The sequence below is a fragment of the Microbacterium sp. MYb45 genome (assembly GCF_002979655.1).
GTDB lineage: Bacteria > Actinomycetota > Actinomycetes > Actinomycetales > Microbacteriaceae > Microbacterium.
Map to the genome: position 1 here is coordinate 153,166 of NZ_PCPG01000001.1, position 24,719 is coordinate 177,884.

Consider the following 24,719-nt stretch of genomic DNA (forward strand, 5'->3'; position numbering starts at 1 on the left):
TGCTCCGAGAAGAGGGCCTCGTGCCGCCGAAAGGCGTGCGCGAGGCCCTCTTCTCATGTAAATCCCAGGTCAGGGATGGTTTTCACTCAGGTTGATGGTGCAGACTCGTTGGCTTGCGCCCGGGACGAGCTCCCGATGAGTCTCCTGCGAGGGCGTACGACAACCCGAAAGTCGAACCCGATGCTTCAGAAAACCCGTGCGCTTCGGCGTGCCTCGGACGCGGCGTCCGCCCGCGCCGCCGTCACCGCCCGCCGCCCGATGGCCATCCTCGGAGTGACCGCCGCCACCCTGGTCGGAATCACGCTCAGCGTGGGCCTGGCCTCCACCTCTGCCGCGGCCGCCATGAGCCCGGCCATCGCCGTCGCCGCGCCCGCACTGTCCGGTGCCGAGCCGCTGGCGCAGATCACCGCAGACGCTTCGTCTACGCGCGTGGAGGCCCGGAGTGCTGTCGCGGCCGCCGAGGCGCTGAGCGCCGACGTTGCAGCATCCGGCCTCGACGTGGGTGTCTCGACGTCGGTCGACACGACCGAGCTCGAGAGCGGCATCGACAAGCTCTCCGACAGTGAGGTGACCCCGTTGCTCCTCGTGGGCATCGTCACCGACGACGTGGAGTCGGAGCTCGCGAAGGTCGTCTCGGACACGGAGGATCTGCGTGCCGCGCTCACCGCGGCACAGGAGAAGCGGGCTGCGGAGGAAGCCGCTGCAGCCGCGGCCAAGGCGGCGGCAGAGCATGCAGCTGCCGAGCGGGCGGCCGCCGCGGCGCTCGCGTCCGCCAACACCGTCGAGGGTGCGAAGGCCTCCGCGCAGCAGCAGATGTCGAGCCGGTACGGCTGGGGCGGGGATCAGTTCTCGTGCCTGGACTCCCTGTGGACCAAGGAGTCGGGCTGGAACTACCAGGCATACAACGCCGACGGCGGGGCTACCGGCATTCCGCAGGCGCTGCCCGGCAGCAAGATGGCATCGGCGGGAGCCGACTGGCAGACCAGTGCCGCCACGCAGATCGCCTGGGGCCTCGAGTACATCTCGGCGGCCTACGGAACCCCGTGCAGCGCCTGGTCACACTCGCAGGCGATGAACTGGTACTGAGGCCGTGACGCCCCGACCCGTCGCCTGTCGCCGGCGTTGGGTGAGCCTCAGCGGAGCTCGGAGATGAGCGCCGCGCTCGTACCGACGGCTGTCGCTTCGAAGATGTGCGGGGCGTCGCCGGCATATGTCAGGTAGTCGCCGGGGTTGAGGAGCACCGGCTCGTCGACCGGTCCGATCAGTGCTTGGCCGGAGACCAGGATGACGTGCTCGATGGTGCCCGGGTGGTGCGGGTCGGAGCGTCGGGCATCGCCCGGTTCGGCCTGGATCAGGTAGATGTCACGGCGCGCGCCGGGAGGGCTGGCCGACAGCAGCGTCGCGCTGTAGGCGGCCGCGGAGGAGGGGACGCCGGCGAGGTCGTCGGCGCGGATCAGGGTGGGCGCGTTGCTGTGCTGGTCGACGAGGACGGCGAACGGCACTCCGAGGGCCACTCCGAGGGCCCACAGTGTTTCGACGCTGGGATTGCCCGCTCCGCTCTCGAGCTGCGACACGGTCGCTTTGGACACACCAGCGCGGCGCGCGAGTTCCGAGACCGACAGGCCGACGGCCTCTCGTTCTCGGCGCAGAGTGCGGGCGATGCGCGTGCGAAGGTCTTCCATGCGTTCATCATGTCAAACGTTCGTTCGCTTGACTATCCGTTCGCGACTGTTCAGAATTATGGTCATGTGTTCAGCGAAGCGAACAAGGATCCGCAGGGCGTGCGATGACCGCCGAGCGTGAGGTCTGGCGCGAGGCGCTCGGCGTCGTGCTCGCGACCAGCGCCTACGGCGTCTCCTTCGGAGCGTTGGCTGTCGCGTCCGGGCTCGATGTCTGGCAGACCTGCGTCCTCAGCCTCCTGATGTTCACCGGAGGATCGCAGTTCGCATTCGTCGGCGTCTTCACCGCCGGAGGCCTCGCCGCTCTGCCCTCTGCGGTCGCGTCCGCCGCCCTCCTCGGCGTGCGCAACGTGGCCTACGGAATGCGCATGTCGCCGATCGTCGGCGGAGGGCCGGTGCGCAAGGCTGCCGCCGCGCACTTCACGATCGATGAGTCGACGGCCGTGGCGATCTCACAGGGCGACCCGCGGCTGCGTCAGGTGGGCTTCTGGGTGACCGGCATCGGCATCTTCGTGGGCTGGAACATCACGACCCTCGTCGGTGCGCTCGTCGGTGACGTGCTCGGAGACCCCCGGACCTGGGGTCTCGACGCCGCTGCTGCTGCCGCGTTCCTCGCGCTGCTCTGGCCGCGGCTCCGGCAGCGGCAGGCCGTCGTGGTGGGCGTGGCGGCTGCGGTGGTCGCTGCGGCGTTCACCCCCTTCCTCATGCCGGGTCTCCCGGTGCTCGTCGCGGCGGTCGTCGCGATCGCCGTCGGCTGGTTCAACTGGCTGGGCCGCCGCGAGACGCCGCCGGAGGATCACGCCCGCGTCGGAACGGAGGGGGCGCCATGAGCCTGTGGAGTGCGATCCTCCTCGCCGCGCTCATCTGTGTCGCGCTCAAAGCCGCCGGATACCTGGTGCCGCCCAAGGTCCTCGAAGCGCCTCGCACTGCTCGCATCTCCGACCTGCTGACCGTGGCGCTCCTGGCCGCACTCGTCGCGGTGCAGACCCTCGGCGACGGCCAGGCCATCACGGTGGACGCGCGCGTGCCCGCCCTGCTGGTCGCGGGAGGGCTCCTGTGGCTTCGGCAGTCGTTCCTCGTCGTCGTGGCAGCGGCCGCGCTCGTCGCGGCGCTCCTGCGGCTCTTCGGTCTCGCCTCCTGAGCGACTGCTCGGCCACAGGCGGCGCCGGTAAGATCGACGGGTGCGCGTGAGCTGGGTGTCGAGAGTGTTGTCGTGGGTCGCTGCGGCCCTGGTGGGCGGCGTCTACGGCATCGCCGGCACGATCGCGCACAGCGTGATGTGGGGGCCGATCCCGGTGGGGCTCATCGTGGCCGCCATCGCCTGCGCGGCGATCCTCGTCGCCGTACGAGCGCTCACACACGACAGGGGAGCGGCGGTGGCAGCCGGACTCGGCATGATCGGCATGCTGGTGCTGATCTCCGGCGTGGGGCCCGGCGGATCCGTCGTCGTCCCGGACTCGCTCAGTGGGCAGATCTGGACCTACCTGGTCGCGGGAATCGTGCTGCTCGTGATCGCCTGGCCCTCCTTCTCACGGGTTCCCGTCCGCACGGTCGCACCTGCCGCGCAGGAACCCGAGCGCCACGAGTCGTAGACTGAAGGGGTGACGTATGTGATCGCCCTCCCGTGCGTCGATGTCAAGGATCGCGCCTGCATCGACGAGTGCCCCGTTGACTGCATCTACGAGGGGGAACGGTCGTTGTACATCCACCCCGACGAGTGCGTGGATTGCGGCGCCTGCGAACCGGTGTGCCCGGTCGAGGCCATCTACTACGAAGACGACCTGCCCGATGAGTGGCAGGACTACTACAAGGCGAACGTCGAGTTCTTCGACGAGATCGGCTCGCCCGGAGGTGCCGCCAAGGTCGGCGTCTACACGTTCGACCACCCGATCATCGCCGCGCTCCCGCCCCAGGGCGAGTAGGCGTCTTCTGTGAGCGTCCGCGACCTCGCCGACTACCCGTGGGATGCCGTCGTCCCGTTCCGTGAGCGTGCCGCGCAGCATCCGGAGGGTCTGGTGGATCTCTCCGTGGGCTCGCCGGTGGATCCGACGCCGGAGCTCATCCGCCGTGCCCTGGCCGAGGCGACCGACGCACACGCCTATCCGCAGACGGTCGGCACGCCGACGCTGCGCGAAGCCATCGTCGAATGGTACGCGCGGCGCCGGGGAGTACCCGACCTCCGCGTCGACAACGTGTTGCCGACTATCGGCTCCAAGGAGCTTGTCGCGCTGCTGCCCACGCTCCTCGGACTCGGTGCGGGCGACGTCGTCGTGCATCCGCGAGTGGCGTACCCGACATACGAGGTCGGCGCCCGGGTGGTCGGTGCGACGCCGCTCCCGGCCGACGATCCCGCCGAGTGGCCGGAGGGCACCAAGCTCATCTGGATCAACACTCCGGGCAACCCGGACGGCCGGACCTGGACGGTCGATGAGCTCGCCGCGGCCGTGCGCCGCGCGCGCGAGCTGGGTGCCGTCCTCGCGAGCGACGAGTGCTACGCCGAGCTGGGCTGGGACGGAAACTGGGCGACCGAGCCGATCCCCTCGATCCTCGACCCTCGGGTGACCGGCGGCAGTAGGGCGAACCTGCTCAGCGTGTACTCGCTGAGCAAGCAGTCGAACCTCGCCGGCTACCGCGCCGCGTTCGTCGCCGGCTGCGCGCGCGTGGTCGGAGAACTGCTCACCGCTCGCAAGCACCTCGGGCTCATGCCGCCCGCACCCGTGCAACACGCCATGGCGGTCGCGCTCGGTGACGACGAGCACGTCGCGGCCCAGAAGAACCTGTACCGCACCAGGCGAGAAGCACTGCGCCCCGCGCTGGAGGCCGCAGGCTTCCGCATCGACGGTTCGGAAGCAGGACTGTACCTCTGGGCGACGGAAGGGCGCGATGCCTGGGAGTCGATGGGTCGCCTCGCCGACCTCGGCATCCTCGCCGGTCCCGGTCCGTTCTACGGTGCGGACTCCTCGCAGTATGTGCGCCTCGCGCTGACCGCTCCCACCGAGCGGGTGCGAGAAGCCGCGCGCCGCCTCACCGCCTCCGCTCTGTAGGTTTTCTCCGTGAAGTTCGCATCTGTTTGGCGGATGTCACAGTAGGCCTGTGTGCCTACTAGGCTGTAAAGGCGATTCGGTCGTGTCTCGACCTGGTGCCACAGCGCCGTGAGATCGCCAGTTCCGACTTGATCAAGATCTTGTCCGATATACCGCGACCAGCGGGGTCGGACGCCAGGAGGAGGACCGCGTGAGCGCAGCGGCAGAGCAGACGGCGAAGCTGACGATCGGCGATACGACCGCCGAATTCCCGGTACTGCGCGGCACGGCAGGCCACGACAGCATCGACTTCTCGACGCTGACCCGGCAGACCGGCTACACGGGCCTCGATTACGGCTTCGTCAACACGGCGTCCACGAAGTCCGACATCACCTTCATCGACGGAGACAAGGGCATCCTGCGCTACCGCGGGTACCCGATCGAGCAGCTGGCAGGGTCCACGAGCTACCTCGAGGTCGCCTGGCTCCTGATCTACGGCGAACTGCCCTCGGCTTCGGAGCTCGCAGAGTTCGACGAGAAGATCCGCCGTCACACGCTGCTGCACGAAGACCTCAAGCGCTTCTTCTCGGCGCTGCCGCACACGGCGCACCCCATGTCGGTGCTCTCGTCGGCGGTCGCCGCCCTCTCGACGTACTACGAGGGGCAGACCGACCCGCACAACCCCGAGCACGTCGAGCTCAACATGGTGCGCATGCTCGCCAAGCTGCCCGTGATCGCGGCGTACGCGCACAAGAAGAGCGTCGGCCAGGCATTCCTCTACCCCGACAACTCGCTGAGTTTCGTGGACAACTTCCTCAAGCTCAACTTCGGCGTGCACAGCGAGGAGTACGAGGTCAACCCGGTCATGTCGAAGGCTCTCGAGCTGCTCCTGATCCTCCACGAGGACCACGAGCAGAACGCCTCCACCTCGACGGTCCGCCTCGTGGGCTCCACCGGTGCGAACCAGTTCGCCTCGGTCTCCGCCGGCATCCAGGCGCTCTCCGGTCCGCTGCACGGCGGTGCCAATGAGGCCGTCCTGACCATGCTGGGTCAGATCCGCGACTCCGGCCAGAGCGTCTCGCGCTTCGTGGAGCGGGTGAAGAACAAGGAAGAGGGCGTGAAGCTGATGGGCTTCGGGCACCGCGTCTACAAGAACTACGACCCGCGGGCCAAGCTGGTTAAGGACGCCGCCGACGAGGTGCTCTCGTCGCTGGGCGTCACCGACCCGCTGCTCGACCTCGCGAAGGAGCTCGAGGAACTCGCCCTCGCCGACGACTACTTCCGTGAGCGTCGACTGTACCCGAACGTCGACTTCTACACGGGCGTCATCTACAAGGCGATGGGCTTCCCGACCCGGATGTTCACGGTGCTGTTCGCCATCGGTCGTCTGCCCGGCTGGCTGGCCCAGTGGCGCGAGCTGCAGCTCGACCCGCAGACCAAGATCGGCCGTCCGCAGCAGCTGTACACGGGGTCTCCCGAGCGGTCGTTCCCGACTCGCTGAGCGCACAACGAGAAAGCGCCCCTTCCGCCGAAGCGGAAGGGGCGCTTTTCAGTCGAGCTGCGTCCGCGGGGTCAGCGACCCTGCGAGCTGCGGCCACCGCCCTGACGGGACTGTCCGCTCTGCGTGGAGTAGCCACCGCCCTGGTAGCCGCTGCCCTGGCCGCCGGCGCCACCGGCGCGGGGGCGGCGACGACGACGCGCGGGCGGGTTCGCCGCGCCGCTCTTCTCGCCGCCGGCCGGACGCTGCTTGGAGGACTGACGCTGCTGCTGCTGCGGAGCCTGCACCGGGGCCGGACGCACGTGCGGGGCGCGCTCGGGGACCAGGGCGGTGACGGCAGCGGTCGTGACATCTTCCAGCGGAGCCGAGATGGCCGCCTTGCGCAGCAGGTCCTTCACATCGCGGCGCTGCTCGGGAAGCACGACGGTCACGACGGTGCCGGCCGCGCCGGCACGAGCCGTACGTCCGGAACGGTGCAGGTACGCCTTGTGCTCGACGGGCGGGTCGACGTGGACGACGAGGTCGACGTTGTCGACGTGCACACCACGGGCGGCGACATCGGTCGCGACGAGGACGCGCACTCCGCCGTCTTCCGGTGCTGCGGAGAACGCACCGAGGTTGCGCTCGCGAGCGTTCTGCGACAGGTTGCCGTGCAGGTCGACGGCCGGGATCCCGGCAGCCGTGAGCTGCTTCGCGAGCTTCTTCGCCTGGTGCTTGGTGCGGGTGAAGAGGATGCGGCGTCCGGTGCCGGAGGCGAGCTCCTTCACGAGAGCGGTCTTGTTATCGGTGGAGTCGACGACCAGCACGCGGTGGGTCATCTCGCCCACGGGCACGCTCTCTTCATCGACCTCGTGGCTGACCGCGTTCGAGAGGAAACGGCGGGCGAGGGTGTCGATGCCGCGGTCCAGCGTGGCGCTGAACAGGAGACGCTGGCCACCGGCCGGCGTTGCGGTGAGGATGCGGGTGACGCCGGGGAGGAAGCCGAGGTCGGCCATGTGGTCGGCCTCGTCGAGCACGGTGACCTCGATCGCGCTGAGGCGCACGACCTGCTGCTTCATGAGGTCTTCGAGTCGACCGGGGCAGGCAACGACGATGTCGACGCCGCCGCGCAGCGCCTGCTCCTGCGGACGCTGGCTGACGCCGCCGAAGACGGTCGTGACGCGCAGACCGGCAGCCTCGGCGAGCGGGGCGATGGTCGCGGCGATCTGCGTCGCGAGCTCGCGGGTCGGAGCGAGGACGAGTCCGCGCGGGAGACCTGCGCGGCGCTGACCGCCGGATGCGGCGAGGCGCGCCACGAGCGGCAGGGCGAAGGCGATGGTCTTGCCGCTGCCCGTGCGTCCGCGGCCCAGGAGGTCGCGTCCCGCGAGGGAGTCGGGAAGGGTGTCGCGCTGGATCGCGAAGGCCTCCGTCTTGCCCGAATCGGCGAGAACGGCGGCGAGCTCGGCGGGAACGCCGAGTTCAAGGAAAGTAGACATGCAGAAACTCCGTCAGCGCACGAGTGATCGGCGCGAGATAAGGGGTGAGGTGGGCGACGGCGCAGGAATTGCGCATCGGTTCGCCGTTCGAAATGCCAGCTCATGCTGGTGGTGGGAGCAGTTCTGCTCGCTTCGGTCCTCGGAGACCCCATGACGACGACGATGTTGCAGCACCGGCGGTGCGGACAACGGTGTCAGTCTACCAGTGCGTGCATGCCGTCGGCTGCATGCCGCCTCCACGCGCGGGTCGCGGGCTGACGATGAAGGCGCGCGGGCGGCTCTCAGGCGTGGAGGGCCTCGTTGAGCGTCACGCCCACTCCGGCGCGGCGCACGGCCTCGACGGCGCCGCTGAGGGAGTTCCGTCGGAAGAGCAGTCCGTCCTGGCCCGAGAGCTCTCCGCCCTTCACGGTCTTCCGTCCGCCGTCCGGCGTCACCGGGCCGTCGACCAGCACGATCTTCGTCCCGGCGGTCACGTACAGGCCCGCCTCGACGACGCAGTCGTCGCCGAGGGAGATGCCGATGCCGGCGTTCGCTCCGAGCAGGGTGCGTGCACCGATCGACACCCGGTGAGTGCCACCGCCCGAGAGCGTGCCCATGATCGAGGAACCGCCGCCGATGTCGCTGCCGTCGCCCACGACGACGCCCTGCGAGATGCGTCCCTCGACCATGGAGGAGCCGAGCGTCCCGGCGTTGAAGTTGACGAAGCCCTCATGCATGACGGTGGTGCCGGGGGAGAGATGTGCGCCGAGCCGCACGCGCGAGGCGTCGGCGATCCGGACGCCCGCAGGCTGCACGTAGTCGGTCAGGCGGGGGAATTTGTCCAGGCCCTGCACCTGGATTCCGGCGCGCTGGAGGTGCGGCCGCAGACGCGCGGCGTCGGCGGGGAGCACCGGCCCGGCGTTCGTCCAGGCGACGTTCGGCAGATGGCCGAAGATGCCGTCCAGGTTCAGCTCGTTGGGGCGCACGACGAGGTGCGAGAGCGCATGCAGCCGCAGGTACGCGTCCGCCGTGGAACCGGGAGCCTCGTCGAGGTCGATCTGGAGCCGGATGATCTCGACGGTCACGTTCCGTCGTTCATCGGCGCCGACCAGGGGCTCGAGCGCGGCGACGGCGGCATCGTCTGCAGCGGCAGATCCCGTGCGCACGTCCGGGTACCACGCGTCGAGGACCGTGCCGTCGCCGGCGATCGTGGTCAGGCCGATACCCCATACGGTGCGTGCGTCGCTCATCCCTCCACGCTATCGCGCCGGGAGGCGAGGGACTTCACGCATGACGGGGTAAGTAGGCTTGACCCATGGTGCTCGATCTGACCGCGTCCTCCGTCGACCTCACTCGTGCGATCTGTGACATCCCGAGCGTGTCCGGCGACGAGAAGACCCTCGCCGATGCGATCGAGGCGGCCATCACCCCGCTGTCCCACCTCGAGGTCTTCCGCCACGGCAACACGATCGTCGCCCGCACCGAACTCGGGCGCGCTCAGCGCGTCGCGATCGCCGGACACATCGACACCGTGCCGATCAACGCGAACCTCCCGACCAGGGACATCGAGATCGACGGTGTGCCCTACCTCTGGGGGCGGGGAACCGTCGATATGAAGGCGGGCACGGCCGTGCAGCTCAAGCTCGCCGCAGAGCTCACCGATCCCGCGATCGACATCACCTGGATGTGGTACGACAACGAGGAGATCGAGGCGTCCAAGAACGGCCTCGGCCTGCTCGCCGCCGTGCGACCCGACCTGTTCCGGGCGGACTTCGCCATCCTCGGCGAACCGTCCAACGGCGAGGTCGAGGGCGGATGCAACGGCACGCTGCGCGCGATCGTGCGCACGACCGGCGTTCGCGCGCACAGTGCACGAGCGTGGATCGGCGAGAACGCGATCCACCGTGCTGCTCCGATCCTGACGCGGCTCGCGGAGTACCGCGCCAGGGAAGTGCCGGTCGAGGGCCTTCTGTATCGGGAGAGCCTGAGCGCCGTGCGCATCGCCGGCGGCGTCGCGGGCAACGTCATCCCCGACGCATGCGAGGTCGAGGTCAACTATCGCTTCGCTCCCAGCAAGTCCGCGGCGGACGCCGAAGCGCACTTGCGCGGGGTTCTCGCCGGCTTCGAGATCGAGATCACCGATGCAGCCGAGGGGGCGCGCCCCGGACTCGACGCCGAGATCGCGCAGCAGTTCGTTGCGGCTGTGGGCGCCGAGCCTCGCCCGAAATACGGCTGGACCGACGTCGCCCGTTTCTCGGCGCTCGGCATCCCTGCGGTGAACTACGGTCCCGGCGACCCGCACCTCGCGCACCACGACGAGGAGCGCGTGCCGCTCGCGCAGATCGACGCCGTGGAGCGGGGCCTGCGCGCATGGCTCACCTCGCGCTGAGCACGGTTCGCCGGTGGGCGCAGACGCCGGTCGCGCTGCGGATCGCGGTCGTCTACGTCGCCGCCCGGGCGACGACCACGATCTTCCTGCTCATCGCCGCGTCGCTGTCGACGTCGTTCTCGCGCTTCGGGGCCGATGCCGGACTCGAAGACTTCATCCTCGGGTGGGATGCCCAGTGGTACTGGCTCGTCGCCGAGTCCGGTTATCCGACCGAGCTTCCCCGGACCGAGACGGGCGACGTCGCCGAGAACGCCTGGGCATTCATGCCCGTGTTCGCATTTGCGGCGAAGGCGGTGGGCTTCCTCTTCGGATCTTGGGGAGTCGGCGCTCTCCTGATCTCGCTCGCCGCGGGGTATCTCGCGTGCCTTGCGCTCCATCGCCTGCTTCGCGACCGCATCGGCGCTTCCGCCGCGCTCTGGGCGGTCGTGTTCTTCGCTGCCGGGCCGATCGCCGCGATGTTCCAGGTCGGCTACGCGGAGACCCTGTTCCTGCTGCTGCTGTTCCTCGCGCTCGACGCGACGATCCGACACGAATACGGCCGGCTCTACCTCCTGATCCCGGTGATGGCCTTCACCCGCCCCGGGATCCTCGCCTTCGCCCTGTACCTCGGGTTACACGGCGTCGTGCGCTGGTTCCGGCGGAAGCAGGAGCCCCTCTCCGGGCGGGAGATCACGCACATCGTCGCGCTCGGGGCGCTCGCGACCGCGGCGGGCTTCGCCTGGCAACTGATCGCCGGTGTCGTCACGGGCGATCCCGGTGCCTATCTCGCGACAGAACTCGCGTGGCGCCGGCACTGGATCGTCGGCGGCGTCGACGGTTTCCTGCCGTTCGAAGGATGGGTTCAGGCGTCGCAGTTCTGGTTCGCACTCTGGGGCATGCCCCAGTGGTGGGGCCCGGTGGCGCTCGTGCTGCTGGTCGCGGCGGCCGCCGTCACCCTCCTGCGCTCGCCCCAGGTGCGCGCCCTCGGCGGCGACCTCCGCCTGTGGAGCGCCAGCTATCTGCTGTACCTCCTCGCGGTGTTCTTCCCACAGTCCAGCACGTTCCGCCTGCTGCTGCCTCTCAGCCCGCTCTGGGGCGCCGTCGCGGTTCCTCGATCGCGGTGGTGGCGCGTCGGTGTGGTGGCTCTCTGCCTCCTGGGCCAATGGCTCTGGATCTACCACGTGTATGCGCTCGGGAGCACGTTCTGGCAGGTGCCCTGACGGTGTCGGGCGACCCAATTGTTGCTCGGTGACCTCCAGGTCCCGGTGACACCCGATAAACTCATTCCATACCACCGGAGGAAAGGGAGCCACGATGGCAGCGATGAAGCCGAGGACCGGAGACGGACCCATGGAGGCCGTGAAAGAAGGACGACTCATCATCGTGCGCGTTCCGCTCGAAGGCGGCGGCCGTCTGGTCGTCTCCGTGAACGACGCTGAGGCCAAGGAACTTCACGACGTGCTTGCCGCCGTCGTGGCACCGGCCTGAACGATCTGAGGTCCGCATCCGTGGACCGAAAGGGCGGTGGATCCTCGGATCCACCGCCCTTTGTCGATTCCGGGGCGTACCCGGGCGAGGCGACTCTCAGTCGCGGTCGGCGAGCCTGATCAGCTGGAGCAGTCCTTCACCTGCGGGCGACACGGTCGCCAACACGGCCGAGGACTCCTGGGTCTCCTGCACCAGCGAGCGGTAGGCCGACGTGACCTCATCACGCTGCACCGGGTCGGCCACGCGGCCGGCGCCGAGGATCCGCGGCACCAGCACGATGCCGCCGGTGCGGGCGAGGCGGAGTCCGTGCTCGACGTACTCGATGATGTGGTCGGGGTCGGCGTCGACGAGCACGATGTCGTACGAGGACTCATTCATACGGGGGAGCACATCGATGGCGCGCCCGGTGATGAAGCGGACCTTCGTGGACGGTACCTTCGCGTCGGCGAATGCCTGTCGCGCTGCCGCGAGGTGTTCGGGCTCGTTGTCGATCGAGGTGAGCACGGCCTGCGGCGCTCCGTGCAGCAGCCAGAGTCCGGAGACGCCGGCACCGGTGCCGATCTCGACGATCGAGCGTGCGCCGGTCGCGGCGGCGAGCACGGCGATCTGGGAACCGACGACGGTGCTGATCGGCATCGCGCCGAGCTCGACCGCGTGTGCGCGTGCGCGTGCGATGGAGTCGGGTTCCACGATGGACTCGCGAAGGAATCGCGCGTTCGCGTCGTGCTCGCTCATGGCCTGTTTCTCCCTGCCTGCCCGGTGGTTCCCTCCAGAGTATTCGCTCGGTGTACCCGCGGACCGCAGGCGCGACGGTAGCCTGTAGAGATGACGTTCGGGCTCACCTTCGAGAAGCTGCTGCTGATCGGTCTCATCGCGGTCCTCATCATCGGCCCGGAGCGTCTCCCGCGAGCTGCCGAGGGCTTCTCGCGCATGGTGCGAAAGGCCGGCGAGTACCTCCGCTCGACCAAGTCCCGCATGCGTGAGGAGATGGGTCCGGAGCTCGACGATGTGGACTGGCGCAAGCTCGACCCCCGTCAGTACGATCCCCGCCGCATCATCCGCGACGCGCTGTTCGAGGAGCCGCAGCCGACGACGACGCCGACGCAGGCGCGGGAGACGATCGCGGAGCCTGTCGCTCCCCGTGCGCTCCCGCAGGAGTTCAGCGCGAGCAACCGGCCGCCCTTCGATCCCGAAGCCACGTGACCCGAGGGCGGCTCGCCGATCGCGATGCCGTGGCATTCGGGTTCTCCGCTCTGTGCGCGTGCATCGGCGTCCTGATTTGGACGCTCTGGGTGTTGCCCGTCGCCGCTTCCGTGAGTGACGCCGATCCGGTTCCGCTGGGACGCGGGGCGACGGTCGAGCTGCAGGAGGGCGAGCGCGTCGGTATCTGGGGCAGCGGTGTCTCCGCGATGCTCGGGACGCTGGAGTGTTCGGTATCGGGTCCGGACGGCGCCGAGCTCTCTCAGCGCGCGGGACCCTCGCTGTCGTGGGACGACACGCTCTGGTGGATGACCCCGAAGCGCGGGTTCGAGCAGCACACGCAGTTCACCGCTGTCCGCGCGGGCGTCCACACCGTCACCTGCGCCGACTCGCTCGACACCTACGACGGCGAGTTCCTCGTCGCCGGGGACGCCTTCGGAAGCGGCGCCATCGGTCTCGGCCGCACGGGCGGGAACGACTTCGCCGTGGGGACGTTGCTGGCGTTCGGCGCGGTGTTCTGTCTTCCCGTCGCCGTGGTGCTGCCCGTGGTCATCCTGGTCCGCCGACGCGTCACCAGGCGAAGAAGCACGCGAGATGCCGAGCGCGCGCACGCGTCCTGGACGCAGTTCCCGGAGCCGTAGGAGAGCCGCACTCAGCCGATCGTCATCGGCAGCGAGCGGCCGGACAGGCCACGCCCCTGCCGAGCGAGGGTGCGGGCGAGATCGAGGATCGTCGTGGCCGCGGCATCCGTCGTCGCGCCGGCGACGATCGGGATGCCGGCGTCTCCGCCCTCACGGAGCGCGGGGCTCAGGGGAATGGAGGCCAGCAGCGGGACCGTGGTACCCGGCTCGGACAGCGCTTGGGCGACCGCCGCACCGCCACCCGAGCCGAACAGATCGATGACCGTGCCGTCGGGGAGCGCGTACGCCGCCATGTTCTCGATGACCCCGATCACCCGCTGACCGGTCTGCCGTGCGACGAGTCCGCTGCGGATCGCCACCTCCGCGGCAGCGGTCTGCGGGGTGGTCACCACGAGGACCTCCGCGTGGGGGAGGAGCTGGCCGATCGAGATGGCGATGTCGCCGGTGCCGGGCGGCATGTCGATGAGCAGCACGTCGAGATCGCCGAAGAACACATCGGTGAGGAACTGCTGCACAGTGCGGTGCAGCATCGGTCCACGCCACGCCACGACCGCCTCTCCGTCGCGGAGGAACATCCCGATCGAGATGGTCTTCACTCCGTGCGCCACCGGGGGCAGCATGAGGTCGTCGATACGAGTCGGCTGCGTCCCGGCGGGGATGCCGAGGAGCCCGGGAATCGAGAATCCGTGCACGTCGGCATCGACGAGGCCGACCGACAGTCCCTCGTCGGCGAGCGCCACGGCGAGGTTGGCGGTGACCGTCGATTTGCCCACGCCGCCCTTGCCGCTGGAGACGAGGATCACGCGGGTGAGCGAGTCGGGACCGAAGGGCATCTGGCGGGCGGGCCTGCCGTCGCGGAGCTTCTCGGTCAGCGCCTTGCGCTCGGCCGGGGTCATCACGCCCACCTCGACGTCGACCGCGGCGATGCCGGGGACGGATGCCGCAGCCTCGCGCACATCGGACTCGATGCGCGCCGCCGCAGGGCAGCCCACGATCGTCAGGACGATGCCGACCTGAGCGCGGTCTCCGTCCACGGTGATCTCGCGGACCATGTCGAGCTCGCCGATGGGGCGGCGCAGCTCCGGGTCCGTCACCGCGGAGACTGCGGCACGGACGAGGTCGGCCCCGGTCACGATGCGGCGCCTGCCGTCGGCTTGTCCCCGGTGTCTTCGAGCTCGGCGAGCAGAGCCTTCAATTCCTGCCGCAGCACGTCGCGCGTCACGGCCTGCGCGTTGCGCTCCTCGAGCGACATGCGCAGCGCCACGATCTCGCGGGCGAGGTACTCGGTGTCGGCGAGGTTGCGCTCCGCGCGCTGGCGGTCCTGCTCGATCTGCACGCGGTCGCGATCGTCCTGGCGGTTCTGCGCGAGGAGGATCAGCGGCGCGGCGTACGAGGCCTGCAGCGAGAGCATGAGCGTCAGGGCGGTGAAGCCGAGGGCGGCATCGTCGAAGCGGAGCTCGTCGGGCATCAGGGTGTTCCAAACGATCCAGACCACGCAGAACAGGCTGAGGATGACCAGGAACGCCGGGGTCCCCATCGCACGGGCGACCCACTCCGTGAACCGGCCGAACCGATCGCGCGAGGTCGTGCGGGGCCTCGTCGTGCTGCGGCCGGGGGCGTCGAGGCGCGGCGACCGGGGCATCAGCGGGCCTCCTTCGCGGAGGACGAGGTGTCATCGCTGTCGTGCGATCGCCAGTCGTCGGGGAGCAGATAGTCGAGCACGTCGTCGATGCTGATCGCACCGACCAGGCGGTGGGCCGCGTCGATCACCGGCAGCGAGACGAGATCGTAGCTCGCCAGCAGTCGCGCCACCTCGGCGGCGGATGCGGTGACGGGAACGGGCTCGAGGCTGTCGTCGAGGATCGCGCCGAGTCGCTCGTGGGGCGGGTAGCGCAGCATCCGCTGGAAGTGCACGAGTCCGAGCAGACGCCCGGTCGGCGTCTCGAACGGCGGCAGGGTGACGAACACAGCGGCGGCCAGCGCGGGGTGCAGCTCGTGGCGGCGGATCAGGGCCAGCGCCTCCGCGACGGTGGCGTCGGCCGAGAGGATGATCGGCTCCGGGGTCATCAGGCCACCCGCGGTGTCGGGACCGTAGCGCAGCAGCATCCTGACGTCTTCGGCTTCTTCCGGCTCCATCAGCTCGAGAAGCTGTTCGAGTCGGTCCGGGGCCAGCTGGGCGAGCAGGTCGGCGGCGTCGTCCGGTTCCATCTGGTCGAGGATGTCGGCAGCGCGCTCGTCGCCGAGACGATCGAGGATGTGCACCTGCTCGTCCTCGGGCATCTCCTCGAGGGCGTCGGCGAGACGGTCGTCCGACAGCTCCTCGGCGACTTCGATCATGCGCTGCTGCGGAAGATCGAGAAGGGTGTTGGCGAGGTCGGCGGCGTGCAGCTCCGAGTACGAGGCGACGAGCTGCTCGGCGGACTGCGATTCACCCGGTGCACGCTGCTCGGCGACCTCGCTCCAGGCGGCGAACGTGGTCGGACCCTTCGCGAACGGCGAGGCGCTGGTCTTCGGGCGGCGGAGGAACAACTGACTGATCGCCCATTCGCCGAGGCGGTTCGGCTCGATCGCGACGTCTTCGATGACGGCCGTGCCGCTGCCGTCCGCGAAGCTCACGCGCCGTCCGAGCATCTCGGCGAGCACGCGCACCTCGCCGGCGCGGGGAGAGAAGCGCCGCACGTTGATCAGGCCGGTGGTGATGACCTGTCCGGACCGGATCGAGGTGACCCGGCCGATCGAGAGGAACACATGGCGTCGCCCCGGGATCTCCACGACGAGACCGATCACGCGGGGGGCCGCGGTACTTCGGTAGACGACGACGACATCCCGGACCTTGCCGAGCCGGTCGCCGAGGGGGTCGAAGACGGCGCACCCGGCCAGGCGCGCGGCGAAAACCCGTTGTGTGCTCACTTCTCCAGAGTAGTCGGCGGGTCCCGTCGAGGGCGGGATGGTCGCGCCTCGGGCCGTCGACCGGTACGCGTGGAAGAATAGCCGGATGAGTATGCTGAACCGCCCCGCGAGCGGCACCGAGACCGGCGAGATGGTCGCTTCGACGCGCGACTACGAGAGCGCGCAGAAGACGGTGTCGAAGCTGATCGCGGGGGAGGTGCCGGCACGGGACATCGCGATCGTCGGGCAGAGCGTGCGCACGGTCGAGCGTGTGACCGGAAAGCTGGGGTATGCGGCGGCCGCGCGTTCGGGTGCTGTCAACGGTGTCCTGATCGGCCTGTTCTTGTCGGCGATCCTCGTGATCGGCAACCCCGAGGTGCCGATCCAGCTCTTCGTCGGCTTCGTCTTCATCGGCGTCGCACTCGGCATGCTCCTGAGTCTCGTCACCTACGCGATCGTGCGTCGCCGGCGCGACTTCGCGAGCGTCACGCAGTTCGCGGCCGACCACTACGAGGTCACGGTGCAGACGGCATCGCTCGCGAAGGCCCGTCAGGTGCTCGGCGCGACGAAGACAGCGCCCGTGCGGCCGCCCGTGAACCTCGACGAGCCGCCGCGGTACGGCGAGCGGATCACGCCCGGTGCGGCGACTCCCGAGCCCGCGGAGCCCGTGGTCCCGCCGCGTCCCGCCGATCCCGTCGCGGAACCGCAGCTGCCGGAGGGCGATCCCGCCCCTGAGGCCGGCCCGGCGGCGCCCGCTGCCGACGAGGCGGCGCCGATCTCCCCGCTGCCCGCTCCCGAACCCGGCATCGTGCCCGGCTCGGATGCGCCGGAAGGTGACCGACGATGACGCTCCCCGAGTCTCCCGAGCCGAGCGAGTTCGCTCCGCCGCCGCCACCTGCGCCCCCGGCGCCGCCTGCACCATCTGTGCCCCCGGCGCCGAGTGCGCTGCCGGTGCCCCCTGCGCCGCCCGCACCGCCTGCTCAGACATACGCTGCCCCCACGGCGCCCGCGGGATATCCGGCGCCGGGATACCCGCCTCCCGGAACCCCGGCACCCGGATACCCAGCCCCCGCGTACCAGGTACCTGCGCATCAGGCACCCGGTCAACAGGCTGCTGCCGTGCCGCCCGGGTATGTCCCGCCGGCGTACCCAGGACCTGGTTATCCGTCGCAGACGTATCCCGCTCCCGGTCACCCCGGGCAGTTCCCCCCTGCGGTCGCGCCGGCACGCGGTCTGCTCCCGTGGGCGCTCGGCTTCCTGGTCCTCATCCCGTTCCCGTTCATCGGAGGGCTCGCGTCGGGCCTCGCGATGGCTGTCAGCGGGGGATCGGCGCGTCGAACCGGCGGACCCGCTGCGGAGAACGCGCGGTCGGCCTTGAACTGGGGACTGACCTACCTGATGGTGTCGACGGTGCTCCTCGTCATGCACTTCGTGCTGCTCATCACCGTGACCTCTCAGGGCAACGCCTCCACCGGGTTCTTCCCGCTGGGCATCCCCATCACGTTGTACTTCGCCGTCTCGCTGCTGCACGTCGTGCTCGTGATCATCGGCACGGTGCGGGTGTCTTCGGGAGGCGTCATGCGCGTCCCCTTCGCCATCCCCTTCGCGCGCGCCTGATGACGACGATCCAGGTCGATCTCCCGACGGGGCCGACCGTGGTCAGCGCGGACTGGTTCTCCGGCGGGAACGGCGTGACGGTGCTCGTCGCGCACGGTGCCGGCACCGGCAAGGACCATCCGTTCCTCACGGGGTTCACGGAGGCCCTGGGCGGACTCGGCTTCTCCACCCTGCGCTTCAACTTCCCGTATGTGGAGCAGGGGAGGAAGATGCCCGGGCCCGCGGCGCACGCGATGTCGACGTGGCGGGCCGCTGTGGCGTTCGCTCGCGCGCAGGAACCGGGAAATTCGGTGTGGGCGACGGGTAAGTCCTACGGCGGACGCATGGCATCGATGGCCGTCGCGGACGGTCTCGTCGTCGACGGCCTGGCGTACCTCGGCTATCCGCTGCACCCACCGGGCAGGCCCGAGAAGCCACGCGTGGAGCATCTGCCGGCCATCGCGGTTCCGCAGTTGTTCGTCGAGGGCACGAACGACCCTTTCATCCAGCCGATCTCGCAGTTCGAAGAAGCGGTCGCGTCCTGTCAGGATGCCCGAGTCGTCTGGATCGAGGGCGGCGGCCACACCTTCGAGGTGAAGGGACAGAAGCGTCCCGCCTCCGAGATCGGCGCATCTCTCGCGCCGATCGTCGCCGAGTTCACACGCCGCTAGCGGCGAACTCGGCGACGTGCCGTGTCAGCCCTGTAGCCGGGCGATCCACGCCTCGACCTCGTCGGCCGTGCGCGGGATGTCCGCCGACAGGTTGACCGGGCCGTCCTCGGTCATGAGGATGTCGTCCTCGATGCGCACGCCGATCCCACGGAGCTCGGCCGGAACCGTCAGGTCGTCGATCTGGAAGTACAGGCCGGGCTCGATCGTGAACACCATGCCGGGGGCCAGGATGCCGTCGTAGTACATCTCACGGCGTGCCTGCGCGCAGTCGTGCACGTCGATGCCGAGGTGGTGCGAGGTGCCGTGCACCATGTACCGGCGGTGCTGGCCACCCTTGTCCGCATCGAGCGCCTCCTCGGCGGTGACCGGAAGCAGGCCCCACTCGGCGGTGCGCTCGGCGATGACCTTCATGGCCGCGCCGTGCACATCGCGGAACCGCACACCGATCCGGGCTGCCGCGAAGGCCGCGTCCGCTGCTTCGCGCACCGTCTCGTACACGCGGCGCTGCACCTCGGTGAACGTCCCGGAGACGGGAAGCGTGCGGGTGATGTCGGCGGTGTACAGGCTGTCGGCCTCGACACCGGCATCGACCAGGATCAGGTCGCCGGGGGCGACCGTGCCGTCGTTGCGCGTCCAGTGCAGATAGCAGGCGTGGGGCCCCGACGCGGCGATCGTGTCGTAGCCCTCGCCGTTGCCGTCTTCGCGAGCCCGGCGGTGGAACACTCCTTCGACGACGCGCTCGCCGCGGGCGTGGGCGACGGCGGCGGGGAGCTCGCGGATGATGTCGTCGAACCCGTCGGCCGTGATCTCGACGGCACGGCGCATCTCGGCGATCTCGAACTCGTCCTTGATGAGGCGCAGCTCGGAGACGAATCGGGTCAGCGCGTCGTCCTCTTCGAGCACCAGCTCGCCCGCGACGGCCTCGAGCTCGTCCAGGTGGGCGGTCGCGATCTCGAGGTCGGCGGCGACGCCGGCCAGGGACGGGCGGGGGCCGATCCAGAACTCGCCGACCGTGGCATCGGCATAGAACTCGGTCGTCGTCCGGTCGGCACGCTCACGGAAGAAGAGCGTGATGTCATGTCCCGAGTCGGTGGGTGCGAAGACCAGTACCGAGTCGGGCTCCGCGTCCGACGCCCATCCGGTGAGGTGCGCGAAGGCGGAGTGCGCCCGGAAGACGTAGTCGGTGTCGTTGCTGCGCTGCTTGAGGGAGCCGGCGGGGATCACCAGGCGCTTGCCGGGGAACGCGGCCGAGACGGCAGCACGGCGGACGGCGGCGTAGGAGGCCTGTGCGCGGGGAGCCGGGAGGGTCTCCGGGCGCTCGGCCCAGCCGGTGGAGATGGTGTCGAGGAAGCCCTGGGGGAACGGCTGCTTGCGGTTCGTGGTGCTGTTCTCGGCCGATGCTTCGACGGTGGGTTCTGCGATCGTGTCGCGCTCTCCGGTGCTCATCCCTCCAGTCTGTCATCTGCAGGGAGTGCACGGGAGTTCAGCCGGCGGGCTCCAGCTGCACGACGAGCGCGCGGTGGTCGCTGCCGCCGGCGTCGTCGAGGACGACGGAGCCGGTCGGAGTCCAGTTCTGCGAGGCCATCACGTGGTCGATCGGCGCACCGGCGAGCGGCGGGAGCGAGCTCGGCCAGGTGCCGGTGACTCCGTTGCCGGTGCGCGCCGCCACGTCACGGCAGTAGCCGATGTCGCCGCCCTCCACGCCGAGACCGGCCATGTGGTCGATCGTCGCGTTGAAGTCTCCCGCCAGGATGAAGTCCCCCTGCGGGCACTGGTCGGCGATCCACTGCAGATCGGTCTGCCACTGCTGCATCTCTTCCATGCGCGGTGCGACCGCGTGCACGGCGACGATCGTGGGACCTTCGCCGTCGATCGGCATCAGGACGACGCTGGGCACGGAACCCGTGTTGCTGGTGCCGTCCTTCGCCGACTCGATGACGGAGTACTCGCCGAGGTCGGGGGCGACCAGGACCGTGGTCTGCCAGGATTGCGGTCCGTCCTGTACATCGGGGCGGAACTGCACGTGGTGCACCCACATCGGGTGCCCCTGCTCCCTCAGCATGATCGCGATCCGCTCACCGACCTCTTCGGTGGTCTCGGGCAGCGCGACCACGTCCGCGCCCTGGTCGAGGATCCGCTGTGCGATCACGTCGGCCGACACGGCCTCGCCCGCGGTGTTCCAGGTGAGCACTCGGACGCTGCTGTCGGTCTTCTCCGGAAGGGCGGTCGCTCCGAAGCCCCTGCCGGCTCCGATCAGTGCGGTGGCGCTCGCTCCCAGCAGGGCGACGATCAGCACCGACGCGGCGAACCCGCGAAGCGGACGCGCGAACAACAGCAGGAGGGCGAGCACCACGATGATGAGGAAGCCGCCGAGAACCAGGCCGCGGACGGAGACGAGCTGGGCGAAGGGATAGGTCTGCTCGAGGTGGAAGAACTGCGGCCACACCACGATCGCCGTCGCGATCGCGAGCAGGACGGTGAAGAGGATCCCCAGTAGACGAAACATCCCCTCCAGCCTAGAAGCGCCGCCTGTGAAGTCCCTGCCCCGACATCCTCTCCGTGCGCCTCCGCGCCCGGCGACGGTCGCGCTCGGTACGCTCGGAGGATGGCCACTCCGTCCGCCGGGTTCACCGGTCCCGCCGACCTGCACCTGCACTCGCACCAGTCCGACGGCACGGAGTCTCCGGCCGAGGTGATGCGGCAGGTTCATGCGCACGGGATCCGTACGGCCGCGCTCACCGACCACGATCGCTCCACCGGGTGGGCCGAGGCGGGCGATGCGGCCGTCGCGCTCGGAATGACCTTCATCCCCGGCATGGAGCTCTCGGCCAAGCACGAATGGCGCAGCGTGCATGTGCTGGGCTACCTCTTCGACCCCGAGAACGAGGCCCTGCGCGCCGAGACCGATCGCATCCGCGGAGACCGGATCGGCCGTGCCGAGCGGATCGTCCGGAACATCGGCCGGGATTACGACCTGGACTGGGAGGACGTCGTCGCGCAGACGAACCTGGACGCGACGGTGGGGCGCCCCCACATCGCCGACGCGCTGATCGCCCGCGGTATCGTCCGCGACCGGACCGAGGCGTTCGACGGCATCCTGCACCCGCGCGAGGGGTACTACGAGCCGCACTATGCGCCGGATCCCCTCACCGCCGTACGTCTGATCACCCAGGCCGGGGGAGTGGCCGTCATCGCGCACCCCGTGACGTCGGGCCGCGACCGGATGATGCCGGTGCCGTTCATCGAACGACTGATCGCCGCCGGCCTCGGTGGCTTCGAGATCGACCATCGCGAGAACACCGAGGCCGGCAAGCGGAAGCTCCGCGAGATCGCCGCCGAGCACGACCTCATCATCACCGGTTCCAGCGACTATCACGGCAGCGGCAAACCCAACCGTCCGGGCGAGAACACCACGTCCGACGAGATGGTCGCGCGGCTCCTAGCACGCGGGACCGGCATCTCCCCGCGTTATCCCTGATCCTCGGCATTCTGTCGGTCATCTCCCGGCCGGCTGTCGACGGCGACCGATACCGTCCGAGGCATGCAGCGAGCGACTTCCCTGGAGCGGCGCGTCGATGCGATCGCTCACCAGCTCCTCCGCGGCGCCCCGGCGCACGGAATCCGCGCCGGCCTGATCGAGTTCGGGGTGTTCGTGCTGAAGCAGGCATGGGCGTGCATCTTCGGGGCGGCACTGCTCGTCGCGATCGTCGCAGCGCGGCTCTGGTACCCCGACGATGCGGCGCTCGCCCGCAACGATGCGCTCACGATCGCCGCGGTGCTCATCCAACTCGCGATGCTGGCCTTCCGGCTGGAGAGCGGTCGAGAGCTGTGGGTCATCGTGCTGTTCCACATCACCGGCACCGTGATGGAGTTGTTCAAGACCGATGTCGGATCGTGGGCCTACGCCGCGGACGGCTTCCTGCGCATCGGCGGGGTGCCCCTGTTCAGCGGCTTCATGTATGCCGCGGTCGGGTCGTACATGGTGCGCGTCTACCGCCTCTTCGACCTGGGCTTCGAGAGGTATCCGCGTCGGTGGATGACGGCGATCCTCGCGGTCGCGATCTACGTCAACTTCTTCGCGCACCACTGGTGGTGGGATGCGCGTTGGGTGCTGCTGGTCGGCGTCGTGCTGCTGTGGCTGCCCACCGTCATGCACGCCCGCGTGTGGCGTCGCACGATCCGGCTACCGCTCCTGGCCGTCTTCGCTGGCGTCGCCGTGTTCATCTATCTCGCCGAGAACATCGGCACCTGGGCGGGTGCGTGGGCGTATCCGGACCAGGCCGAGGGCTGGCAGCCGGTGTCTCCGAGCAAGCTGACCTCGTGGTTCCTGCTGATGATCATCTCGGTCGTCCTCGTCGCGTGGGTGTATCCGCCGCAGGTACCCGCCGCGTTGCTGCAACGTGGGCAGGCCGCTCAGGCACCGGTGTGACCCGGGTGCACGACGAAGGGCGCGTGAACCGGACGGTCGTCCGCTTCACGCGCCCTTCGTGAGGTGCTGAGGTCTGTCAGGCTCCGGTGACCGGAGCCGCTCCTGCGCCGGAACCGCCGCGACGACGCCGGCGACGACGGGCCGGGGCCGGCTTGCCGTCGTGGTGTTCCTTGCCCGCACCATCGTGCGTGCCGGCGCCCTCGGCGCCACGGTCGGCTGCCGGCGCGGACTGGCCCTCTCCCGACGTGGGCTCGGCGGCGCCTTCGGCGAACGTCGAACCGACCGGGGTGGTGCTGTTGCGGCGGCGGCGACGGCGGCGCGTGCCACCCTCGTCGGTGCCTTCAGCCGCGGCATCCGCAGCCCGCTCGGGACGGCGCGTGCGCTCTGTCTTGACCGACTCGGTCTTCGGAGCCGAAACGAGACGGCCCTTGGTGCCCTGCGGGATGTCGAGGTCCTCGAACAGGTGCGGACTCGACGAGTAGGTCTCGATCGGTTCCGGCTGGCCGAACTCGAGGGCGCGGTTGATGAGGGCCCACTTGTGCAGGTCCTCCCAGTCGACGAACGTGACCGCGATACCGGTCTTGCCCGCGCGGCCGGTGCGGCCCGCGCGGTGGAGGTACGTCTTGTCCTCGTCCGGGATGGTGTGGTTGATCACGTGGGTCACGTCATCGACGTCGATACCGCGGGCGGCGACGTCGGTCGCGACGAGCACGTCGCGCTTGCCGGCCTTGAACGCGGCCATCGAGCGCTCGCGCTGATCCTGGCCCATGTCGCCGTGCACGCCGCCGACGTTGAAGCCGCGGTCGCCCAGTTCGTCGACGAGGCGCTGTGCCGCACGCTTGGTGCGCGTGAAGATCACGGTCTTGCCGCGGCCCTCGGCCTGCAGGATGCGGGCGATGATCTCGTCCTTGTCCATCGAATGCGCGCGGTAGACGAGGTGCTTGATGTTCGCCTGCGTCAGGCCCTCGTCGGGGTCGTTCGCGCGGATGTGGATCGGGTTCGACATGAAGCGGCGGGCGAGTGCCACGATCGGGCCGGGCATGGTCGCCGAGAACAGCTGCGTGTGGCGGACCGCCGGGACCTTCTGGAAGATCTTCTCGATGTCGGCGAGGAAGCCGAGGTCGAGCATCTTGTCGGCCTCGTCGAGCACGACCTCGGTCGCGTTCGAGAGGTCGAGCAGACGCTGGCCCGCGAGGTCGATGAGGCGACCGGGGGTGCCGACCACGATCTGCGCGCCGGCCTTGAGCTGGTCGATCTGTCCCTCGTAAGCCTTGCCGCCGTAGATGGCGACGACGCTGGTGGAACGGTTGCTGGTGAGCAGGTCGATGTCTTCGTAGACCTGCACCGCGAGCTCGCGGGTCGGCACCACGATGAGCGCCTTGACGCCGTGCTCCGGGTCCTTGCCGAGGCGCTGGACCACAGGGATGCCGAACCCGAAGGTCTTTCCCGTTCCGGTCTTCGCCTGGCCGATGATGTCCTGGCCGGGAAGGCCGAGGGGGATGGTCTGCTCCTGGATCGGGAACGCGTCGACGATGCCCTTGGCGGCGAGCGCGTCGACGATGTCCTGATCGATGCCGAGATCGGCGAAAGTTGTCACTTTATTCAGATTGCCTGTCCGGCGAGCCTGGGGATCGCCACGTAAACGGAGCCACGCCGTCTCTTGTGCCACAGGCGCGGGGCCCCGCTCCGACGGCGGGGACACGCCCAGCCTACCCGAGGGGTCGTCGGGACCCGGAAGGAGGTCGTGGCGCGGGTATTGTGAACGACGTGGCGAACTCGGGAG

General features: G+C 69.4%; 27 protein-coding genes. 17 read left to right on the forward strand and 10 right to left on the reverse strand.

Translation table 11 applies throughout. The features are described from left to right. Positions 1-180: 180 nt before the first annotated feature. Positions 181-1,086, forward strand: a complete 906-nt coding sequence (locus tag CQ034_RS00740) for a phospholipase (protein WP_181156178.1) — start codon at positions 181-183, stop codon at positions 1,084-1,086. 47 nt (positions 1,087-1,133) lie between these two features. Here CQ034_RS00740 and CQ034_RS00745 read toward each other — a convergent pair whose 3' ends face one another. Beyond that, positions 1,134-1,682 (reverse strand): helix-turn-helix domain-containing protein, encoded by a 549-nt coding sequence (locus CQ034_RS00745; protein ID WP_105709591.1) that lies wholly within the window; start codon positions 1,680-1,682, stop codon positions 1,134-1,136. A gap of 104 nt (positions 1,683-1,786) precedes the next feature. Here CQ034_RS00745 and CQ034_RS00750 point away from each other — a divergent pair, with 104 nt between their 5' ends. The 6 genes from CQ034_RS00750 to CQ034_RS00775 all read left to right on the forward strand — a co-directional run bounded on the left by CQ034_RS00750 (position 1,787) and on the right by CQ034_RS00775 (position 6,203). After that, positions 1,787-2,509, forward strand: coding sequence for an AzlC family ABC transporter permease (locus tag CQ034_RS00750; protein ID WP_105709592.1), 723 nt, complete (start codon positions 1,787-1,789; stop codon positions 2,507-2,509). Beyond that, the gene (locus CQ034_RS00755) at positions 2,506-2,820 is read left to right on the forward strand and encodes an AzlD domain-containing protein (RefSeq protein WP_029262903.1); all 315 of its coding nucleotides are present in this window, start codon (positions 2,506-2,508) and stop codon (positions 2,818-2,820) included. The genes CQ034_RS00750 and CQ034_RS00755 overlap by 4 nt, the downstream gene beginning before the upstream one ends. A 40-nt stretch (positions 2,821-2,860) precedes the next feature. Further along, a complete protein-coding gene (locus tag CQ034_RS00760) occupies positions 2,861-3,271 on the forward strand; it encodes a hypothetical protein (protein WP_029262902.1) in 411 nt (136 codons plus the stop codon). Between the two features lie 9 nt (positions 3,272-3,280). Further along, positions 3,281-3,601, forward strand: a complete 321-nt coding sequence (gene fdxA, locus CQ034_RS00765; RefSeq protein WP_046013877.1) for a ferredoxin — start codon at positions 3,281-3,283, stop codon at positions 3,599-3,601. Positions 3,602-3,610: 9 nt separating this feature from the next. Beyond that, entirely contained in the window at positions 3,611-4,723 is a 1,113-nt protein-coding gene (gene dapC, locus CQ034_RS00770) for a succinyldiaminopimelate transaminase (protein ID WP_105709593.1), read from the forward strand. Between the two features lie 190 nt (positions 4,724-4,913). Further along, positions 4,914-6,203, forward strand: a complete 1,290-nt coding sequence (locus CQ034_RS00775) for a citrate synthase (RefSeq protein ID WP_081859847.1) — start codon at positions 4,914-4,916, stop codon at positions 6,201-6,203. A gap of 71 nt (positions 6,204-6,274) precedes the next feature. Here the strand turns inward: CQ034_RS00775 and CQ034_RS00780 are convergent, their stop codons facing one another. Both CQ034_RS00780 and dapD read right to left on the reverse strand, forming a co-directional pair. After that, positions 6,275-7,675, reverse strand: a complete 1,401-nt coding sequence (locus tag CQ034_RS00780) for a DEAD/DEAH box helicase (RefSeq protein ID WP_105709594.1) — start codon at positions 7,673-7,675, stop codon at positions 6,275-6,277. 281 nt (positions 7,676-7,956) lie between these two features. Then, positions 7,957-8,904, reverse strand: a complete 948-nt coding sequence (gene dapD, locus CQ034_RS00785; RefSeq protein ID WP_105709595.1) for a 2,3,4,5-tetrahydropyridine-2,6-dicarboxylate N-succinyltransferase — start codon at positions 8,902-8,904, stop codon at positions 7,957-7,959. Positions 8,905-8,969: 65 nt separating this feature from the next. Between dapD and dapE the strand changes: the two genes are divergently transcribed. The 3 genes from dapE to CQ034_RS00800 all read left to right on the forward strand — a co-directional run bounded on the left by dapE (position 8,970) and on the right by CQ034_RS00800 (position 11,510). Continuing rightward, positions 8,970-10,043, forward strand: coding sequence for a succinyl-diaminopimelate desuccinylase (dapE, locus tag CQ034_RS00790; protein WP_105709596.1), 1,074 nt, complete (start codon positions 8,970-8,972; stop codon positions 10,041-10,043). Continuing rightward, positions 10,025-11,242, forward strand: a complete 1,218-nt coding sequence (locus CQ034_RS00795; RefSeq protein ID WP_105709597.1) for a hypothetical protein — start codon at positions 10,025-10,027, stop codon at positions 11,240-11,242. Before dapE ends, CQ034_RS00795 begins: the two co-directional genes overlap by 19 nt. Before the next feature lie 94 nt (positions 11,243-11,336). After that, on the forward strand, positions 11,337-11,510 hold the full coding sequence (locus CQ034_RS00800; RefSeq protein WP_017203323.1) for a DUF3117 domain-containing protein: 174 nt from the start codon (positions 11,337-11,339) through the stop codon (positions 11,508-11,510). A 96-nt stretch (positions 11,511-11,606) separates the two neighbouring features. Here the strand turns inward: CQ034_RS00800 and CQ034_RS00805 are convergent, their stop codons facing one another. Further along, the gene (locus CQ034_RS00805) at positions 11,607-12,245 is read right to left on the reverse strand and encodes an O-methyltransferase (RefSeq protein WP_105709598.1); all 639 of its coding nucleotides are present in this window, start codon (positions 12,243-12,245) and stop codon (positions 11,607-11,609) included. 90 nt (positions 12,246-12,335) lie between these two features. On the opposite strand from CQ034_RS00805, the gene CQ034_RS00810 reads away from it, so the two are divergent. Both CQ034_RS00810 and CQ034_RS00815 read left to right on the forward strand, forming a co-directional pair. After that, the gene (locus tag CQ034_RS00810; protein ID WP_029262054.1) at positions 12,336-12,713 is read left to right on the forward strand and encodes a twin-arginine translocase TatA/TatE family subunit; all 378 of its coding nucleotides are present in this window, start codon (positions 12,336-12,338) and stop codon (positions 12,711-12,713) included. Then, positions 12,710-13,351: a hypothetical protein gene (locus CQ034_RS00815; RefSeq protein WP_029262053.1), complete on the forward strand. Its 642-nt coding sequence runs from the start codon at positions 12,710-12,712 to the stop codon at positions 13,349-13,351. The genes CQ034_RS00810 and CQ034_RS00815 overlap by 4 nt, the downstream gene beginning before the upstream one ends. 11 nt (positions 13,352-13,362) lie before the next feature. On the opposite strand, the gene CQ034_RS00820 is transcribed toward CQ034_RS00815, so the two are convergent. Genes CQ034_RS00820 through CQ034_RS00830 form a run of 3 tightly spaced genes read right to left on the reverse strand, consistent with a single transcriptional unit; the run spans position 13,363 to position 16,261 of the window. Continuing rightward, positions 13,363-14,484 carry an Mrp/NBP35 family ATP-binding protein gene (locus CQ034_RS00820; protein WP_105709599.1) on the reverse strand — a complete coding sequence of 374 codons (1,122 nt, stop codon included), beginning with the start codon at positions 14,482-14,484 and terminating at the stop codon, positions 13,363-13,365. Continuing rightward, positions 14,481-14,993 carry a DUF1003 domain-containing protein gene (locus CQ034_RS00825; protein WP_105709600.1) on the reverse strand — a complete coding sequence of 171 codons (513 nt, stop codon included), beginning with the start codon at positions 14,991-14,993 and terminating at the stop codon, positions 14,481-14,483. The genes CQ034_RS00820 and CQ034_RS00825 overlap by 4 nt, the downstream gene beginning before the upstream one ends. Further along, entirely contained in the window at positions 14,993-16,261 is a 1,269-nt protein-coding gene (locus CQ034_RS00830; RefSeq protein ID WP_029273778.1) for a magnesium transporter MgtE N-terminal domain-containing protein, read from the reverse strand. The genes CQ034_RS00825 and CQ034_RS00830 overlap by 1 nt, the downstream gene beginning before the upstream one ends. 85 nt (positions 16,262-16,346) lie before the next feature. On the opposite strand from CQ034_RS00830, the gene CQ034_RS00835 reads away from it, so the two are divergent. The 3 genes from CQ034_RS00835 (at position 16,347) to CQ034_RS00850 (ending at position 18,507) form a co-directional block, all read left to right on the forward strand. Then, the gene (locus tag CQ034_RS00835) at positions 16,347-17,087 is read left to right on the forward strand and encodes a general stress protein (protein ID WP_105709601.1); all 741 of its coding nucleotides are present in this window, start codon (positions 16,347-16,349) and stop codon (positions 17,085-17,087) included. 272 nt (positions 17,088-17,359) lie between these two features. Then, positions 17,360-17,857, forward strand: a complete 498-nt coding sequence (locus CQ034_RS00845; RefSeq protein ID WP_105709602.1) for a DUF4870 domain-containing protein — start codon at positions 17,360-17,362, stop codon at positions 17,855-17,857. Next, positions 17,857-18,507 carry an alpha/beta family hydrolase gene (locus CQ034_RS00850; protein WP_105709603.1) on the forward strand — a complete coding sequence of 217 codons (651 nt, stop codon included), beginning with the start codon at positions 17,857-17,859 and terminating at the stop codon, positions 18,505-18,507. The genes CQ034_RS00845 and CQ034_RS00850 overlap by 1 nt, the downstream gene beginning before the upstream one ends. A gap of 24 nt (positions 18,508-18,531) precedes the next feature. Here the strand turns inward: CQ034_RS00850 and CQ034_RS00855 are convergent, their stop codons facing one another. Continuing rightward, entirely contained in the window at positions 18,532-19,953 is a 1,422-nt protein-coding gene (locus CQ034_RS00855) for an aminopeptidase P family protein (RefSeq protein WP_105709604.1), read from the reverse strand. Positions 19,954-19,990: 37 nt separating this feature from the next. Next, positions 19,991-21,013 carry an endonuclease/exonuclease/phosphatase family protein gene (locus CQ034_RS00860; RefSeq protein ID WP_029262045.1) on the reverse strand — a complete coding sequence of 341 codons (1,023 nt, stop codon included), beginning with the start codon at positions 21,011-21,013 and terminating at the stop codon, positions 19,991-19,993. A 99-nt stretch (positions 21,014-21,112) separates the two neighbouring features. Between CQ034_RS00860 and CQ034_RS00865 the strand changes: the two genes are divergently transcribed. Continuing rightward, a complete protein-coding gene (locus CQ034_RS00865) occupies positions 21,113-21,985 on the forward strand; it encodes a PHP domain-containing protein (RefSeq protein ID WP_105709605.1) in 873 nt (290 codons plus the stop codon). 63 nt (positions 21,986-22,048) lie between these two features. Next, positions 22,049-22,936, forward strand: coding sequence for a DUF817 domain-containing protein (locus tag CQ034_RS00870; protein WP_105709606.1), 888 nt, complete (start codon positions 22,049-22,051; stop codon positions 22,934-22,936). 76 nt (positions 22,937-23,012) lie between these two features. Here CQ034_RS00870 and CQ034_RS00875 read toward each other — a convergent pair whose 3' ends face one another. Continuing rightward, the gene (locus tag CQ034_RS00875; RefSeq protein ID WP_029262042.1) at positions 23,013-24,533 is read right to left on the reverse strand and encodes a DEAD/DEAH box helicase; all 1,521 of its coding nucleotides are present in this window, start codon (positions 24,531-24,533) and stop codon (positions 23,013-23,015) included. Between the last annotated feature and the right edge of the window lie 186 nt (positions 24,534-24,719).

Bases quoted from the DNA above. Each gene is read 5' to 3' on its own strand.
- CQ034_RS00740 (WP_181156178.1), top strand. From the start codon at position 181: ATGCTTCAGAAAACCCGTGCGCTTCGGCGTGCCTCGGACGCGGCGTCC.
- CQ034_RS00870 (WP_105709606.1), top strand. From the start codon at position 22,049: ATGCAGCGAGCGACTTCCCTGGAGCGGCGCGTCGATGCGATCGCTCAC.
- CQ034_RS00860 (WP_029262045.1), bottom strand. From the start codon at position 21,013: ATGTTTCGTCTACTGGGGATCCTCTTCACCGTCCTGCTCGCGATCGCG.
- CQ034_RS00800 (WP_017203323.1), top strand. From the start codon at position 11,337: ATGGCAGCGATGAAGCCGAGGACCGGAGACGGACCCATGGAGGCCGTG.
- CQ034_RS00850 (WP_105709603.1), top strand. From the start codon at position 17,857: ATGACGACGATCCAGGTCGATCTCCCGACGGGGCCGACCGTGGTCAGC.
- CQ034_RS00825 (WP_105709600.1), bottom strand. From the start codon at position 14,993: ATGCCCCGGTCGCCGCGCCTCGACGCCCCCGGCCGCAGCACGACGAGG.
- CQ034_RS00835 (WP_105709601.1), top strand. From the start codon at position 16,347: ATGAGTATGCTGAACCGCCCCGCGAGCGGCACCGAGACCGGCGAGATG.
- CQ034_RS00750 (WP_105709592.1), top strand. From the start codon at position 1,787: ATGACCGCCGAGCGTGAGGTCTGGCGCGAGGCGCTCGGCGTCGTGCTC.
- CQ034_RS00745 (WP_105709591.1), bottom strand. From the start codon at position 1,682: ATGGAAGACCTTCGCACGCGCATCGCCCGCACTCTGCGCCGAGAACGA.
- dapD (WP_105709595.1), bottom strand. From the start codon at position 8,904: ATGAGCGACGCACGCACCGTATGGGGTATCGGCCTGACCACGATCGCC.
- CQ034_RS00795 (WP_105709597.1), top strand. From the start codon at position 10,025: ATGGCTCACCTCGCGCTGAGCACGGTTCGCCGGTGGGCGCAGACGCCG.
- CQ034_RS00780 (WP_105709594.1), bottom strand. From the start codon at position 7,675: ATGTCTACTTTCCTTGAACTCGGCGTTCCCGCCGAGCTCGCCGCCGTT.
- CQ034_RS00810 (WP_029262054.1), top strand. From the start codon at position 12,336: ATGACGTTCGGGCTCACCTTCGAGAAGCTGCTGCTGATCGGTCTCATC.
- dapE (WP_105709596.1), top strand. From the start codon at position 8,970: ATGGTGCTCGATCTGACCGCGTCCTCCGTCGACCTCACTCGTGCGATC.
- CQ034_RS00755 (WP_029262903.1), top strand. From the start codon at position 2,506: ATGAGCCTGTGGAGTGCGATCCTCCTCGCCGCGCTCATCTGTGTCGCG.
- CQ034_RS00855 (WP_105709604.1), bottom strand. From the start codon at position 19,953: ATGAGCACCGGAGAGCGCGACACGATCGCAGAACCCACCGTCGAAGCA.
- CQ034_RS00865 (WP_105709605.1), top strand. From the start codon at position 21,113: ATGGCCACTCCGTCCGCCGGGTTCACCGGTCCCGCCGACCTGCACCTG.
- CQ034_RS00805 (WP_105709598.1), bottom strand. From the start codon at position 12,245: ATGAGCGAGCACGACGCGAACGCGCGATTCCTTCGCGAGTCCATCGTG.